Source organism: Streptomyces sp. P9-A4, assembly GCF_036634195.1.
Lineage (GTDB): Bacteria > Actinomycetota > Actinomycetes > Streptomycetales > Streptomycetaceae > Streptomyces.
In genome coordinates, this window is record NZ_JAZIFY010000001.1 from 3,018,584 (window position 1) to 3,034,775 (window position 16,192).

Annotated in this window: 10 protein-coding genes; 4 read left to right on the forward strand and 6 right to left on the reverse strand. The window is 73.0% G+C overall.

The window, feature by feature from the left end; translation table 11 throughout:
• Positions 1-4: 4 nt before the first annotated feature.
• The 6 genes from V4Y03_RS13560 to nirB form a co-directional block, all read right to left on the reverse strand.
• Positions 5-2,317, reverse strand: a complete 2,313-nt coding sequence (locus tag V4Y03_RS13560; protein WP_332435083.1) for a molybdopterin oxidoreductase family protein — start codon at positions 2,315-2,317, stop codon at positions 5-7.
• Positions 2,314-3,402 (reverse strand): MFS transporter, encoded by a 1,089-nt coding sequence (locus tag V4Y03_RS13565; protein WP_332437172.1) that lies wholly within the window; start codon positions 3,400-3,402, stop codon positions 2,314-2,316. The genes V4Y03_RS13560 and V4Y03_RS13565 overlap by 4 nt, the downstream gene beginning before the upstream one ends.
• A 242-nt stretch (positions 3,403-3,644) precedes the next feature.
• A complete protein-coding gene (gene pflA, locus V4Y03_RS13570; protein ID WP_317876105.1) occupies positions 3,645-4,445 on the reverse strand; it encodes a pyruvate formate-lyase-activating protein in 801 nt (266 codons plus the stop codon).
• A gap of 133 nt (positions 4,446-4,578) precedes the next feature.
• A complete protein-coding gene (pflB, locus tag V4Y03_RS13575; RefSeq protein ID WP_443079783.1) occupies positions 4,579-6,849 on the reverse strand; it encodes a formate C-acetyltransferase in 2,271 nt (756 codons plus the stop codon).
• A 177-nt stretch (positions 6,850-7,026) separates the two neighbouring features.
• Complete coding sequence (locus tag V4Y03_RS13580; protein ID WP_332435085.1) at positions 7,027-7,212, reverse strand: hypothetical protein; 186 nt, start codon at positions 7,210-7,212, stop codon at positions 7,027-7,029.
• 208 nt (positions 7,213-7,420) lie between these two features.
• Positions 7,421-10,261 carry a nitrite reductase large subunit NirB gene (gene nirB, locus V4Y03_RS13585; RefSeq protein ID WP_332435086.1) on the reverse strand — a complete coding sequence of 947 codons (2,841 nt, stop codon included), beginning with the start codon at positions 10,259-10,261 and terminating at the stop codon, positions 7,421-7,423.
• 417 nt (positions 10,262-10,678) lie between these two features.
• Here nirB and V4Y03_RS13590 point away from each other — a divergent pair, with 417 nt between their 5' ends.
• The 4 genes from V4Y03_RS13590 (at position 10,679) to V4Y03_RS13605 (ending at position 16,097) form a co-directional block, all read left to right on the forward strand.
• Positions 10,679-11,446, forward strand: a complete 768-nt coding sequence (locus tag V4Y03_RS13590) for a sirohydrochlorin chelatase (RefSeq protein ID WP_332435087.1) — start codon at positions 10,679-10,681, stop codon at positions 11,444-11,446.
• Positions 11,447-11,550: 104 nt separating this feature from the next.
• Positions 11,551-12,759, forward strand: coding sequence for a low temperature requirement protein A (locus tag V4Y03_RS13595; protein ID WP_332435088.1), 1,209 nt, complete (start codon positions 11,551-11,553; stop codon positions 12,757-12,759).
• 30 nt (positions 12,760-12,789) lie between these two features.
• The gene (locus tag V4Y03_RS13600) at positions 12,790-15,504 is read left to right on the forward strand and encodes an ATP-binding protein (protein ID WP_332435089.1); all 2,715 of its coding nucleotides are present in this window, start codon (positions 12,790-12,792) and stop codon (positions 15,502-15,504) included.
• On the forward strand, positions 15,501-16,097 hold the full coding sequence (locus V4Y03_RS13605) for an AAA family ATPase (RefSeq protein WP_332435090.1): 597 nt from the start codon (positions 15,501-15,503) through the stop codon (positions 16,095-16,097). Before V4Y03_RS13600 ends, V4Y03_RS13605 begins: the two co-directional genes overlap by 4 nt.
• Positions 16,098-16,192 lie beyond the last annotated feature (95 nt).

Below are 16,192 nucleotides of genomic sequence, written 5' to 3' on the forward strand. Positions count from 1 at the left end.
CGGGTCAGCTCCTCTCCGCGGTGCCGCGGCCCTGGGGGGAGGTGGGGGGCAGCGGGTCGGTGCGGGAGACCTGGGTCTCCGGGTAGGCCTGCTGGCCGGGGGCCGTGGGCGGGGCGGGGACCTCGTCGATGCGTTCGGCGGCCTCGATGCGGGCGGCGCAGACCTTGTACTCCGGGATCTTGGAGCGGGGGTCGAGGGCGTCGATGGTGAGGGCGTTGGCCGAGGTGGGGACGGGCCAGTGGTAGGGGATGAAGACGGTGTCGGGGCGGATGGCCTCGGTGACCAGGGCCGGGAGGACCTCGCTGCCGCGGCGGGTGACGACGCGGACGGGGTCGCCGTTGCGGAAGCCGTGGGAGGGGTGGACCTCGACCCAGGGGCGGGGGGTCTGTTCGACGAGGGCGCCGAGGCGGCGGGTCTGGTTGCCGGAGAGGAAGTGGGCGACGGTGCGGCCGGTGGTGAGCGAGAGGGGGTACTCCTCGCTGTACGGGTCCATCGGCGGGTGCCATTCGACGACCTGCAGATGGATCCTGCCGTCGGGGTGGTAGCTGCCGCCGTCCTCGAAGAGGCGGGGGGTGCCGGGGTGCTCGGTGGTCGGGCAGGGCCAGGCGATGCCGCCGGTCTCCTCCAGGCGTTCGTAGGTGATGCCGTAGTAGTCGTTGACGGTTCCGGCGGAGGCGATGCGGAGTTCCTCGAAGACGGAGCGGGAGTCGGGGAACTCGAACTTGTCGCCGGCGCCGAGCCGCCTGGCCAGCTCGCACATGACCCAGGTGTCGGTGCGGACGCCGGCCGGGGGTTCCTGGGCCTTGTTGTGCTTGACGACCCGGGCCTCGGCGTTGGCCATGACGCCCTCGTCCTCGGCCCAGACGGTGACGGGGAAGACCACGTGCGCGTTGGCGGCGGTCTCGGAGAGGAAGAAGTCGAACTGGGCGTGGAACTGGAGGGTGTCGTAGCCGTCCTTGACGGTGGCGTAGTTCGGGAGCGAGACGAAGGGGTTGTTGCAGATGCCGACGAGGCCGCGGATCTCCTCGCGCTGCATCTGCCAGACCATCTCCATCATGGAGGTGCCGGCGGGCGGGAGTTCGGCTTCGTCGATGCCCCAGATCTCGCAGATCTGGCGGCGGTGCTCGGGGTTGGTGATGGAGCGGCCGCCGGGGAGGAGGTCGGACTTCTGGCCGTGTTCGCGGCCGCCCTGGCCGTTGCCCTGACCGGTGATGGTGCCGTAGCCGGCGCCGGGCTTGCCGATGTTCCCGGTGGCGACGCAGAGGTTGATGATGCTGAGGCAGTTCTCGACGCCCTGGGAGTGGTGCTCGACGCCGCGGGCGTGCCAGGCCATGGCCTTGCCCGCGCCGGCGAACATGCGGGCGACCTGGACGATCTGCTCCTCGGGGACGCCGCAGGTCTCGGCCGACCTGGCGGGCGGGTAGTCGGCGACGGTCTGCCTGACCTCGGCCCAGCCGGTGGTGTGGGCGGCGAGGTAGGCCTCGTCGGCGAGGCCCTCGGCGACGACGACGTGGAGGACGGCGTTGAAGAAGGCGGAGTCGGTGCCGGGCTTGAGGGCGACGTGGACGTCGGCGGTGCGGGCGACGGCGGTCTCGCGCGGGTCGACGACGATCAGGGTGGCGCCCCGGTCGCGGGCTCCCCACAGGTACTGGGTCATGACGGGGAAGCATTCGCCGACGTTGGATCCCGCGATGAGCAGGCAGTCGGTGAGGAGGATGTCGGAGAAGGGGTTCCCGGCGCGGTCGATGCCGAAGGCGAGCTTGTTGGCGCCGGCGGCGGAGACCATGCAGAGGCGTCCGTTGTAGTCGACGTGCCGGGACTTCAGGGCGACCCGGGCGAACTTGCCGACGAGATAGGTCTTCTCGGTGAAGAGGCTCGCGCCGCCGAGGAGGCCGAAGGCGTCGTTGCCGTACTCGCCCTGGATGCGGCGGATCTCGGAGACGGTGTGGTCGAGGGCCTCGTCCCAGCTGACCTCGCGGAACTCCTCGTCGCGGCCCAGGCGCATCAGCGGGGCGGTGAGCCGGTCGGGGTGGTTGACCTGCTGGTAGGCGTTGATGCCCTTGGGGCAGAGCCGCATCCGGTTGATGTCGTGGTTGCGGGGCTCGACGCCGAAGACCTTGCCGCCGCGGTCGACGCGGAGGTACATGCCGCACTGGACGCCGCAGAAGCAGCAGTGGGTGGGGACGAGGGTCTCGCCGTTCTGGTCGGCGCGCCACCGGTCGGCGGGGATGCCACCGGCGTCGCGGAAGTCACGGGTCCCGGGCGGGGCGAGAGAGGGGTCGAGCGGCAGCGCCCGGCTGGGGTCGGTCGCGGTCACTTGAAGCCCTTCTTCACTTGGTCGAGGTAGGCGTTGCCGCGCAGGACGCGCTTGCAGCGGGGGCAGTACTCGGCCCATTCGGCGAAGCCGAGGTCGAGGTCGCGCATGGTGCCCTGGAGGTTCGCCATGTACGGGGCGGTGTCGATGGGCTCGTGGCAGCGGCGGCAGGCGAGGGCTTCCTCGTCCTTGCGGCGGGAGGTGTACTTGAAGAGCTGCATGCCGACGGCGGCGGGCCGCTGGACGATGTGGAAGAACTTCCCGAAGGGGATGTAGATGAGGGTGAAGACCACCGACACCATGTGGAGGATCGCGAGGAACTCGTAGCCTCCGCCGTGCAGGAAGATCGACGAGAAGGTGAGCAGCAGCCCGGTCACGGAGATGACGACGAGGGCGATCAGCGGCACCAGGTCGTAGGCGAAGCGCTGGCCGGTGACGGCCCCGCGGTCCTTCATGCGGCGCCAGAGGAAGTAGGCGGCGCCGGAGATGACGAGCACGGCGGCGATGTCGAGGCCGTGGAACATCAGCCAGCCGAAGACGCTGAGCGAGTCGAAGCCGATGATCTTGAGGCCCCAGATCCGCATCTCGTAGCCGGGGCCCGAGCCGGTGGAGGAGGTGAAGGTGAACCAGCCCCAGGTCAGCGGGAAGGTGATCGCGGCGGCGAGCAGACAGCCCCAGAAGACGAGCTGGTGGGCGGCCCAGCGGGCGTGGGAGCGGGCGCCGAGGAACTTCTGGAAGCCGAGGTAGGTGGCGATCATCTTCGGCAGCGCGGTGGGCGCTCTGCGGAAGTTCGCCGCGGAGAAGAAGGAGCCCCAGCCCTTGCGGAAGAGGCGGCGGGCGCCGGGGGCGGAGATCCAGACCGTGTAGCGGTAGGCGATGCCGAAGGCGAGGAAGACGGTGGCGACGGCGTAGGGCAGGAGGGCAGAGTCGAAGTCGCGGAGCAGGCGGCTGCCGAGGACGATCGCGAGGATCAGCAGGACGGAGACGGCGGTCCCGGCGAGGGTGGCGCGGCGGCGGACGGCTGCCGGGGTCTGGGGCGGGAGGCCCGCCGCCGGGTCTCGCGGACTCCCCCGGTCGGGGGCGTTCACGGCGGTTCCGGTGGCCGGGTCGCCCGGCGGGGGTGTCGGCTCGGCGGTCTGCGGTGGCTCGGTCACGCGGCCACGGTAGGGCCGTACGTAATCCTTTGCCCCGTTTTGGAGTCTTCTGGGGTGAGGGCTTCGCCCGGACGGCGTTCCGGGCTCTCCCTGAGACGGCCCGGCCCGGTGCTGAGACGGCCCGGTCCTGTGGCGGCCCGGTCGCGTGGCGGCCCCGTCGCGTGGCGGCCCGGTCCTCAGATCGCGTTCAGGCCGTGGGCGCGGAAGACCTCACGGACCTCGGCGACCTGTTCGGGGCTCGGGGACGGTGTGTCGTGCAGGGTGAACGGCTTGGCGAGTGCTTGCCACTTCGCTTCGCCGAGCTTGTGGAAGGGCAGGATGTCCACGCGGGTGACGTTGCCGAGACCCCCGGCGAAGGCGGCGACTCCCTCGACGTTGGCGGGGTCGTCGGTGAGGCCCGGGACGAGGACGAAGCGGACATGGACCTCCTGGCCGAGGTCGGCGAGCCGCCTTGCGAAGTCGAGCGTGGGCCTGAGGGGCCGGCCGGTCACCTTCTTGTACGTGTCGGGGTCCCAGGACTTGATGTCGAGCAGCACCAGGTCGGTGTCCCGCAGCAGGGCGTCGGTGGCGCGGACACCCAGGAATCCCGAGGTGTCGAGCGCGGTGTGGAGGCCGAGCTCGTGCTTCATGCGGTGGAGGAGTTCACCGGTGAAGACGGGCTGGAGGAGCGGTTCGCCGCCGGAGATGGTGGCGCCGCCGCCGGAGGCGGAGATGAAGCGGACGTACTTGCTCGCCTCGGCGATCACGTCGGCGGCGGAGGTCCGCTTGCCGTTGCGCATCTTCCAGGTGTCGGGGTTGTGACAGTAGAGGCAGGTGAGGGGGCAGCCGGAGAGAAAGGTGACGAAGCGGGTGCCGGGGCCGTCGACGCCGGTGGAGAGGTCCCAGGAGTGGACCGAGCCCTCGGAGGGCCGCTGGGTGGCCGCGGCGGCCGGGGTGGCGGACAGGACCGGGATGTCGGGTCCGAGGAGTACGGCCATGGCAGGGCCTCCGGGAAGGGGTGGAGCGAGGGTGTGGGGGGCGGGGGATGCGCGCGGCTCCGGGGCCCGGGTGAGGGTCGAGGGACCGGGCCCCGGGGCCGCGCGGGTCAGACGCTCGTCATGACCGGGTGGGTCAGAGCGAGCCGTGGAAGGTGCGGTTCAGGACGTCGAGCTGCTGCTCGCGGGTGAGCCGGACGAAGTTGACCGCGTATCCGGAGACCCGGATGGTCAGCTGCGGGTAGTTCTCCGGGTGCTCCATGGCGTCCATCAGCACGTCGCGGTTGAGGACGTTGACGTTCATGTGGAAGCCGTCGCTGGCCATGTAGCCGTCGAGGACGCCCGCGAGGTTCCTGATCCGCTCTTCGGGGGTGCGGCCCAGGCCGTCGGGGGTGACGGTGTTGGTCAGCGAGATGCCGTCCTCGGCGTCCTCGTACGGGAGCTTGGCGACCGACAGGGCCGAGGCCACGTAGCCGTGGGTGTCGCGGCCGTTCATCGGGTTGGCGCCCGGCGAGAAGGGCTCGCCGGCGCGGCGCCCGTCGGGGGTGTTGCCGGTCTTCTTGCCGTAGACGACGTTGGAGGTGATCGTCAGGACGGACTGGGTGTGCTCGGCCTCGCGGTACGTGGGGTGCTTGCGGACCTTCCGCATGAACTCCTCGACCAGCCGGACCGCGATCTCGTCGACGCGCTCGTCGTTGTTGCCGTATGCCGGGTAGTCGCCCTCGATGACGTAGTCGGTGGCGAGGCCGGTCTCGTCCCGGACCGGGCTGACCTTGGCGTACTTGACGGCGGCGAGGGAGTCGGCGGCGACCGCGAGGCCGGCGATGCCGCAGGCCATGGTGCGGCGCACGTCGCGGTCGTGGAGCGCCATCTCGATGCGCTCGTAGGCGTACCGGTCGTGCATGTAGTGGATGACGTTCAGGGCGTGGACGTAGACGCTCGCGAGCCATTCCATCTGCTCGTCGAACTTGGCCATGACCTCGTCGTAGTCGAGGACCTCGGAGGTGAGGGCGCCGGTGGACGGGCCGACCTGGGCGCCGGACTTCTCGTCCCGGCCGCCGTTGATCGCGTAGAGGAGGGTCTTGGCGAGGTTCACCCGGGCGCCGAAGAACTGCATCTGCTTGCCGACGGGCATCGCGGAGACGCAGCAGGCGATGGCGGTGTCGTCGCCGAAGCGCGGGCGCATCAGCTCGTCCGACTCGTACTGCACGGAGGAGGTGTCGATGGAAACCCTCGCGCAGAACTCCTTGAAGCCCTGGGGGAGCTGCGGCGACCAGAAGACGGTCATGTTCGGCTCGGGGGCCGGGCCGAGGTTGTAGAGGGTCTGGAGGTAGCGGAAGGAGGTCCGGGTGACCAGCGGGCGGCCGTCCTCGCCCATGCCGGCGATGGACTCGGTGACCCAGGTGGGGTCGCCGGAGAACAGCTCGTCGTACTCCGGGGTGCGCAGGAAGCGGACGATGCGGAGCTTGATGATGAAGTCGTCGACGAGTTCCTGGGCCTGCTCCTCGGTGAGGAGACCGGCGTCGATGTCGCGCTGGAGGTAGACGTCGAGGAAGGTGGAGGTGCGGCCGAGGGACATCGCGGCGCCGTTCTGCTCCTTCACGGCGGCGAGGTAGGCGAAGTACAGCCACTGGATCGCCTCGCGGCCGGTGGTGGCGGGGCCGGAGATGTCGTGTCCGTAGGAGGCGGCCATCGCCTTGAGTTCACCGAGGGCGCGGATCTGCTCGGACAGCTCCTCGCGGAGCCGGATGGTCTCTTCGAGCGAACGGTTCCCGGCGGGGAGGGAGTTGAGCTCCTCCTTCTCCTCCTTCTTCACCTGGACGAGGTGGTCGACGCCGTAGAGGGCGACCCGGCGGTAGTCGCCGATGATGCGGCCGCGGCCGTAGGCGTCGGGGAGTCCGGTGACGATGCCGGCCTTGCGGGCGGCGCGGATCTCGGGGGTGTAGGCGTCGAAGACACCGGCGTTGTGGGTCTTGCGGTACTCGGTGAAGACCTTCTCCAGCTCCTGGGAGACGGGGTAGCCGTAGGTCTCCAGGGCGCCGGCGACCATGCGCCAGCCGCCGTAGGGCATGATCGCCCGCTTGAGCGGGGCCTCGGTCTGGAGGCCGACGATCAGGTCCTTGTCGCGGTCGATGTACCCGGGGGCGTGGGCCGTGATGGTGGAGGGCACGTCGTACGAGACGTCGTAGACGCCCTTGGCGCGCTCCTCGGGGAACTTGTCCGTGATGGCCTTCCACACGGCGGTGGTCCGCTCGGTGGGGCCGGCGAGGAAGGAGTCGTCGCCCTCGTACGGCGTGTAGTTCTGCTGGATGAAGTCGCGGACGTCGATGGCGTCGCGCCAGAGTCCGCCCTTGAAGCCCTTCCAGGCCCGCTCGGTCACCGTTGCCTCAGCAGGAGTCGCAGTCACTGCCCGCACCGCCCTCTTCGAGTCATTCGATCGCGTCGTTGCTTACCTCCATTGCACTCCTTCTGATCGATCATCCCGGTCGGCATTGGTCACCGGTCGACGGCCTTTGGTCCTGTGCCGGGAACGCCGGAAGGCCCCACCGGAGCGGGACCTTCCGAGAGGGGTGCGGAGCGGGGCTCAGCTGGGTGCCTCGGCGTTCTTACGGGCGTAGAACCACCAGGTCACGACCATGCAGCTGACGTAGAAGGCGACGAAGCCCCACATCGCGCTGGTCACGGCCACCGAGCCGAACAGGGCCGGGATGAAGAAGAAGCCGTGGGCGGCGATGGCCGAGGTGAAACCGGTGACCGCGCCGGACTCCATCTCCGCCTGCTTCAGCGCCCCGGTGTGCTCCGGGGTGCACTACGGAACCCATGGCGCTTCCCTGACTTCCCTGACGTTCCCGAGGCTTCGACGTTCCCGAGGCTTCGCTTGCCCTTCCAGGCTGCGCGGCGGGACAGGGGGTCCGTGAGTGCCGATGGTCGCCGGACGGGCGGGCGTCTGGTCGCCCGTCCGGCGGACCTGGGGCCTGTCAGCGACGGGTCGGAGGGACGGGCAGGACCGGCAGTGAGATCGCCGGGTCGTCGAGGCAGGCGCCGGTCCTCAGGTCGAACTCCTGCTTGTGCAGGGGGGACGCCACCACCGGCACCCCGTCCCGGCTGCCCATGATCCCGTTCGCGATGACGTCGGCGCCCGTGAACGGGTCCCGGTTGCCCACCGCGTACACCTCGCCGTCGCCGTCCCGGAACAGCGCCGCCTCGGTGCCGTCCGCGAGCACCGCGGCCCGGCCCCGGCCCGGCTCCAGGAACTCCACCCCGGCCACGTGCGGCTCGAAGCGGGCCAGCGCCGCCGGGTCGTCGAGGACGGCCTGCCACTCGTCGCGGTAGGCGGCGACGTGCCGGTCCATCTGCGCTTCCAGCTCCGCGCAGATCCCGAGCGAGTCCTCGATCAGCACCTCCCTGAGGTGCGCGGTGCCGCCGCCGATCCGCTCCAGCCACGCCGAGGTCCGCTCGAGCCGCTCGCCGGTCCGTACGTAGTACATGAGGAAGCGGTCGATCAGCGCGAACAGCCCGGCGGCCGAAAGGTCCGAGGCGAGCAGGTCGGCGTGGCGGGGGCTGGTGCCGCCGTTGCCGCAGACGTACAGGTTCCAGCCGCCGGCGGTCGCGATCACCCCGATGTCCTTGCCGCGGGCCTCCGCGCACTCGCGCAGACAGCCCGAGACCCCGCCCTTGATCTTGTGCGGGGCGCGCAGGCCCCGGTAGCGGAGCTCCAGGTCGATCGCGAGCTGCACGGAGTCGCCCTGCCCGAAGCGGCAGAACCGGGACCCGACACAGGACTTGACCGTGCGGAGCGACTTCCCGTACGCCTGCCCGGACTCGAAACCGACCGCGATCAGCTTCCGCCAGATGGCGGGGAGTTCCTCCTTCCGGGCGCCGAACAGGTCGATCCGCTGACCTCCGGTGATCTTGCTGTAGAGGCCGTGGTCGCGGGCCACCTCACCGATGGCGATCAGCTGCTCCGCGGTGATCTCGCCGCCCGGGACGCGGGGCACGACGGAGTACGTGCCGTCCTTCTGGAGGTTGGCGAGGAAGAGGTCGTTGGAGTCCTGGAGGGCGGCCTGCTCACCGTCGAGGACGTGCCGGAGGCCGAGTTCGGGGGCGAGGGTGCCGAGGACGTTGGCGACGACGGGCTTGCAGACGGTGCAGCCGGAGCCGGCATGCGTGGAGGCGTCCGCTGAAGCCTGCGCGGAGGCGTCCGTGCCGGTGCCCGCGGGCGCGCTCGCGGGGCCGGAGCCGTACCGCTCCATCAATTCGGTGAAGGACCGGATGTGCTCGCTCTTCACGAGGGCGTAGATCTCCGGGCGGGACAGCTCGGGGAAGTGCTCGCACAGGCCCTTCCGCCGCTCCACCCCCGCCGCGTCGAGGACGGCCCGGAGCGTGTTCACACAGCCGCCGCAGCCCGTGCCCGCCTTGGTGCAGCGCTTGATCCCGCCGACATCGGTCAGTCCGTGCTCGGCGATGGCCGCGGACACCGCGCCCTTGGTCACGTTGTGGCAGGAGCAGACGACGGCGTCGTCGGGGAGCGCGTCCGCGCCGGGCGGCTGCGCCCCGGCCGCTCCGGCCGGGAGCAGGAACGCCTCGGGCGGCGCGGGGAGGCGGCGCCCCGCGTGCGGCTTGAGGGAGCCGTACGCCTCGGCGTCGCCGACCAGGATGCCGCCGAGCAGCTGCCCCTCCGGGCCGAGCAGCAGCTTCTTGTAGACGCCCTCGCGCCCGTCGGAGAACACGATCTGGGTGGCCCGGGGACCGCCGTCCCGGCCGTCCGCGAACGGGTCCCCGAAGGAGGCCACGTCCGCGCCGAGCAGCTTCAGCTTCGTGGAGGTGTCGGCGCCGGTGAACACCGTCGCGCCCGAGCCCGCGAGCTGGTCCGCGACCGCTTCCGCCATCTGGTAGCCGGGGGCGACGAGCCCGTACACCCGCCCGTCGGAGGTCTGCGCGCACTCCCCTACGGCGTACACGTAGGGGTCGGACGTACGGCAGCGTTCGTCCACCGCCACTCCCCCGCGGTCCCCCACCGCGAGCCCCGCCTCGCGGGCCAGCCGGTCGCGCGGCCGTACCCCGGCGGAGAAGACCACCACGTCGGCGGCGAGCCGCTCGCCGTTCGACAGCTTGAGGTGGCGCGCCCGCCCCTCGCCGTCCGTCTCGACCTCGGCGGCGCCGACCCCGGTGTGCACGGCCACGCCCATCGACTCGATGGTGGCGCGCAGGGCCGCCGCGCCGCCGTCGTCGACCTGGAGCGGCATCAGCCGGGGCGCGAACTCGACGACGTGGGTGGCGAGTCCGAGGGTACGCAGCGCCCCGGCCGCCTCCAGGCCCAGGAGGCCGCCGCCGATGACGACACCCGTACGGGCCTGCTCGGCGTACGCGGTGAGGGCGTCGACGTCGTAGAGCGTGCGGTACGTGAAGCAGCCGGGCGCGTCGGCGCCGGGGATCGGCGGCACGAAGGGGTACGAGCCGGCCGCCAGGACCAGGGCGTCGTACGCGACGACCGCGCCGGAGGTGGTGGTGACCGTGCGGGCGGCCGTGTCGATGTGCTCGGCGGGGTCCCCGAGCCGCAGGTCGATGCCGTGGCCGGTGAGGAACTCCGGCGTGGAGAGACCGAGTTGGTTGGGGTCGGTGCCGGTGAAGACGGAGGACAGGTGCACCCGGTCGTAGGCGGGCACATCCTCCTCGGCGAGGACCGTGACCCGCCAGCCGGGGCCGTCGGGGACGGCCGGGTCGGCGAGCGCCCCGCGCTCGGCGAGGGCCTCAAGGAGCCGGTGGCCGACCATGCCGTGGCCGATGAGGACGAGGGTCTGTGTCCGCTGGGCGGCCATGGCGGTCTCCGTGGGGGTCGCGTACGTACGGGTTCCCCGTACCGGTTCTCCCGTACCGGTTCTCCCGTACCGGTTCTCCCGTACGGGTTCTCCCGTACGGGTTCTCCTCCGACCGTAGGGGGGTGGGACGGGCGTGTCGGGGCCGTGAAGGGCCCGAGGATCAGGGTCTTGTGGCCCTGCCGCCGGGGCCGAACGGCGCGGGTACGGGAGCGCGGCGCGGGCTTAGCGTGAACGGGCGGGGCCGCGCCGACGAACGACACCGCGGCGCGGCCCTTCGGGACTTACGAGGTGACCGGAGCGCGGCCCAGCGGGGCGTGGGGCGTGTCCGGGCGGCGGCCCCCCGGCGCGCACGGCGCGATCAGGTGACGGGCTCCGGGGCGTACAGCCAGGAGTCGCCGGGACCGGATGGAGGCAGGGATGACGCGGGATCTGGTCCTCGCCGTGCACGGCAGCGCCGTGCCCGAGGCGGGCGAGGCGGTGGCCCGGCTCGCGGACCACGTCCGCCGGCTGACGGGCGCGCCGGTCGCCGTCGGCCATCTCGACCACCGGACGCCCTCGCTGCCGTACGTCCTCGCCGACCGGCCCGGCGCCGTCGTCGTCCCGCTGCTCCTCGGCGACGGCTACCACCGGACCGTCGACATCCCGGCCGTCGCCCGCCGCTTCGACTGCGCCGTCACACGCGGGCTGAGCGGCGAGCACGCGGTGGCCCTCGCCCTGTACGGCCGGCTGCGGGCGGCCGAGCGCACGGCGGGCGGCCCGGCGGACGCGGTCGTGGTCGCGGGCGCGGGCTCCTCCCGGCCCGGCGGCGACGACGGCACCCTCACGGCGGCCCGGCAACTGCGGCTTCTGCTGCCGGTGCCCGTGACCGTCGCGTACTGCTCGGCGAGCACCCCGGCCCCGGCCGAGGCGGTCGCCCGACTGCACGCGGACGGCTTCCGGCGGGTCGCGGTCGCCGCCCACCTCCTGGCCCCGGGCCGCTTCACCCGCGCGCTCGCGACGGTCCCGGGCACCTGGACGGTGGCGGCCCCGCTCGCGGACCACGCGCGCGTGGCGGGACTTGTGGCGGCGAGGTACGCGGGGACGGTGGCGGAGGCGGGGGCTTCCGCGAGCGGGCGTACGGCGTCGGGAGTACGGGCCCCGGGCACGGAGGTACGCGCCTCCACGGCGGAGGCACGGGCCGCCTGAGGTCCGTACGGTGCGGGTCGCCTGAGGTCCGTACAACGCCGGGCGCGGTCGCGCAGCGCGTGGCACAGGCGCGGGAGGCCCTTCCGCTCTGCTGTGCTGGGGTCATGACACAACCGTTCCTCCCCCTCACCGCACGCTCCCGCGAGGAGTCGCACCGGGCGTCCACGCCCCTGGAACTCTTCTTCGACCTGTGTTTCGTCGTCGCCGTCGCCCAGGCCGGCGCCGAACTCGTGCACGCGGTCGCCGAGGGCCACGCCGGAGAGGGGATCATCAACTACGCGATGATCTTCTTCGCGATCTGGTGGGCGTGGATGAACTTCACCTGGTTCGCCTCGGCCTACGACAACGACGACGTCCTGTACCGCGTCATCACCCTCCTCCAGATCACCGGTGTGCTCGTCCTCGCCGCCGGAGTCTCGCGGGCCTTCGAGGAGCACGACTTCCTCGTCGTCTACCTCGGCTACGTCGTGATGCGGCTCGCGCTCGCCTCGCAGTGGCTGCGCGCCGCGCACCACGCCACCGACCCCGTCGAGCGGACGATGTGCCGGCGGTACGCGGGCGGCGTCCTCACCGTGCAGGTCGGCTGGCTCGCCCTCCTCCTCGCGCCGGAACCCGCCCGTCCGTGGGTCTTCCTGGTCATGGCGCTGGCCGAGATGGCCGTACCGCTGTACGCGGAGAAGGACGCGCCCAGCACCTGGCACCCGCGCCACATCGCCGAGCGGTACGGCCTGTTCACCATCATCGTGCTGGGCGAGACCGTCGCCGCGGCGACGGTCGCCGTGAAGACCGGCATCGCCGAGAACGACGCCCTCGGCGAGGTCCTGCCGATCGCCGCCGGCGGTCTGCTGCTCGTGTTCTCGGCCTGGTGGATCTACTTCGTCGTCCCCGCCCACGACCGGCTGACCTCCAGCCGCCAGGGCTTCCTGTGGGGCTACGGCCACTACGTGATCTTCGCGTCGGCCGCCGCGGTGGGCGCGGGCCTGGAGATCGCCGTCGAACAGGCCGTGGGCAAGGCGCACATCTCCGCCCTCGCCGCCGCGTCGGCGGTGACGATCCCGTCGGCCGTGTTCCTGATGTCGGTGTGGCTGCTCCACGCGCGCTACTTCAAGGTCGGCCTGACCCAGCAGCTCGTGCTGCCCGTCTCGGCGCTCGCGATCCTGCTGTGCTCCTTCGCGGGCCGCTGGGCGGTCCTGGCGGCCGGGCTGGTCGCGGCGGCGACGGTGGCGATCGGGGTGACCCTGACGGCGGGGAACCCGGCGACGCGTGGGGGCGGCGGGGGTACGGGTTCCCTCCGGGGCGCCGAACGCTCCTGAACCGCCGCGCCCTGCGCGACAATCCGGCCCATGGTCTTCCGTGTCCTCGGCCCGCTCTCCGTCTCCGGCGCCGACGCCGACGCCGCCCCGATACCCGTCGCCGGCGGCCCCAAGGTGCGGGCGCTGCTCGCGCTGCTGCTGCTCGACGCGGGCCGGACGGTCTCCGTGGAGCGGCTCGTCGACGGCCTGTACGGGGAGACTCCGCCCGCCGGGGCCGGGGGCGCCCTCCAGGCCCAGGTCTCCCGGCTGCGCCGGGTGCTGCCGCCGGACGCGACGGTCGAGTTCTCCCCCGCCGGATACCGGCTGCGCCTCGCGGACGCGGAGGAGGCCGTCGACGCGCTCCGGTTCGAGCGGCTGGTACGGGAGGGGGCGCGGGTGCGGGCGGCGGGGGACCCCGTACGCGCGCGCGTGCTGCTGCGGCAGGCGCTCGGGCTGTGGCGGGGACCGGCGCTCGCGGACGTACGGGACGCGCCTTTCGCGGCGGGTGCGGCGGCGCGGCTGGAGGGGCTGCGCCTGAACGCGGTCGAGGAGTGCGCGGCGGCGGAGCTGGCGGTCGGCGGTGACCTGACCGCACTCGCCGGGGAGTTGGACGGGGCGGCCCGGGAGCATCCGTTGCGGGAGCGGCTGCGGGGGCTCCAGATGCGGGCGCTGGCCGCGTCGGGGCGGCAGGCGGAGGCGCTGGCGGTGTACGAGGAGGTACGGGCGGCGCTGGCCGGGGAGTTGGGGGCGGATCCGTCGCCGGAGTTGTCCGCCGTGCACCTGGAGGTGCTGCGGGGCGGGGGTCCGAAGGGCGGCGGGACGACCCCGGAGCGAACGGTTCCGCCCCTGCCGGCACCGCTGACCGACTTCGTCGGCCGGGAACGGGAACGGGAGCGGCTGACCACGCTGGTGACGGCCGCGCGGCTGGTGACCCTGGTGGGGCCGGGCGGCGCGGGCAAGACACGACTGGCACTGGAGGTGGGCGCAAAACTCCCGGGCGAGGTCAGGTTCGTGGACTTGGCGGCGGTTGCGGGGGCGGGGGCAGGCACGAGGCCGGGGCAGGCGTCGGGATTCGGGCCCGGGGCAGCCGCACGGCCGGACACCGGAGCCGGGGCGGCCGGGCCGGGTCCGAGCACCAGGTCCGGAACGAACCCTGGGCCCGGTGCAGGGCCGGCGGACGTGTGGGTGGGTGCCGACGGAGGGGCTTCGGGAGAGGGGGACGGGTTCGGGGACGTGTCCGCCGCGTTCGCCGCCGCGCTCGGGCTGCGCGGTACTGCCCGGCTGGAGACGGCGCTGGCCGGGCGGCCCGTGCTGCTCATCGTGGACAACTGCGAGCACGTCGTCGCCGAGACGGCCGTCCTCGTACGGCGCCTGCTCGCCGCCTGCCCCGCGCTCCGGGTCCTCACGACGAGCCGGGAGGCGCTCGGGATCACCGGCGAATCGCTGCTGCCGCTGGGGGCGCTCGCCCCGGAGGCGGCGCGGGAGCTGTTCGTCCGCCGGGCGGCGGCCGTACGGCCCGGTTTCACCGGGCACGCGCGCGTGGCGGAGCTCTGCGCCGAGCTCGACGGGCTCCCGCTGGCCGTCGAGCTCGCGGCGGCCCGGCTGCGGTCGCTGTCCGTGGAGGAGCTCGCGGACGGCCTGGGCGAGCGCTTCGAGCTGCTGTCGCGCGGTGACCGCACCGCGCCGGAACGGCACCGTACGCTCCGGGCGGTGGTCGACTGGAGCTGGTCGCTGCTCGAACCCGCCGAACGGGAACTGGCCGCACGGCTCTCGGTGTTCCGGGGCGGCGCCACGGCCGATGCGGTGGCCCGGGTGAGCGGGGCGGGGCGCGGGACGCTCGCCTCGCTCGTGGAGAAGTCGCTGGTGGAGGCGCGGGACGGCCGCTACCGGATGCTGGAGACGATCCGCGCGCACGCGGCGGAGCGGCTCCCGGAGGGAGACCCGGTGTTCGCCGCCCATCACGCGTACTACCGGGCGCTCGCGGAGGCGGCCGACCCGGAACTGCGCGGTCCCGCCCAGCTGGAGTGGCTGGCCCGGCTCGACGCCGAGGACGCGAACCTGCGGGCGGCGCTGCGCAGGGGCGCGCCGGAGGAGGGACTGCGGCTGGTGGCGGCGCTGACCCCGTACTGGTGGCTGCGCGGCCTCAGGGCCCAGGTCGCGGCGATGGCGGCGGACCTCCTGGACCGCGTGGCGCCGACGGCGGACGCGGGGACGGGGGGCGGCGCGGACCTCGGTGAGGAGTACGCGCTGTGCGTGCTCGCCGCCGGGGTGCGGGACGGTGTCCACGTCGAGCGCGCACGGGAGTTCCTCCGTGCCCGTACCTCCCCGCTCCGTCAGCCGTACACCGCGTTCCTCTGGTCGACCGCGATCGGCCCCCTGGACGGGATCCGGCTCGGGGACGACCCCTGGTCCCGCGCCCTGGGGCTCGTCGGCCGCGCCCACCTGACGACCGTGCCCGCCGAGGCCGAGGCGCTCCTCACCGACGCCCTCGCCGGCTTCCGCGCGCTCGGTGAGCGCTGGGGGACGGCCACCGCCCTGGAGGGTCTCGCCGCACTCTCGGACCGTCCCCTGTCGCTCCTCGCGGAGGCCCTGGCGCTCTTCGAGTCGCTGGGCGTAGCCGAGGACGTCGTCGACCTGCTCCTCCGCCGAGCCGCCCTCCACGAAGCCGCGGGCGCCCCCGAATCGGCGACGTCCGACCGCACGCGCGCACGTGACACCGCCCACCGCGCGGGCCTCACCGACCCGACCGCCACACTGTCCCCGTGACCGCCACCGGCAACGCCTTCGTCGTCGTCTCCGGGCTGCCCGCGAGCGGGAAGAGCACCATCGCCCACGGGCTCGCCACCCGGCTCGGCCTCCCCGTCCTCGACAAGGACGTGATCCTGGAGTCGCTGTACGACTCCCTCGGCGTCGGCGACCACTCCTGGCGGCACCGGCTGAGCCGGGCCGCAAACGACGTCCTGTACGCCCTCGCCGCCGACGCCGGGCGTGCCGTCCTCGTCAACTGGTGGCACCGCGACACCGCCCCCGACCGTCTCCGGGCACTCGGCGGAACCCTCGTCGAGGTGTTCTGCGCCTGCGACCCGGCACTGGTCACCGAGCGGTTCCGTACGCGCGAACGGCATCCCGGCCATCTCGACCACGAACTCGGTCCCCAGCAGCTCCGCGACCGCGTCGCCGCCTGGGCCGCCCGCCCCGGCCCTCTCGGGCTCGGCCCGGCCCGTACGCCCGGCGCACGCCCCCTCGTGGTCGACACGAACCGGCCCGTCGACGCCGCCAGCCTCGCCCGGCTCGCCCACGAGGTCCGTCTCGCCCTCCCCGCGCCGGGAGCCGGGCCGCGGCCCACCGTCCACGGCTGACGGACCCCCGGCTCACGGCCCGGCCGACGCCCGCCCGCCCGCGCCGTCAGACCCCGTCAGCCGGCCGTCAGCCCCTCGTCAGCGGTCCCCGCGAA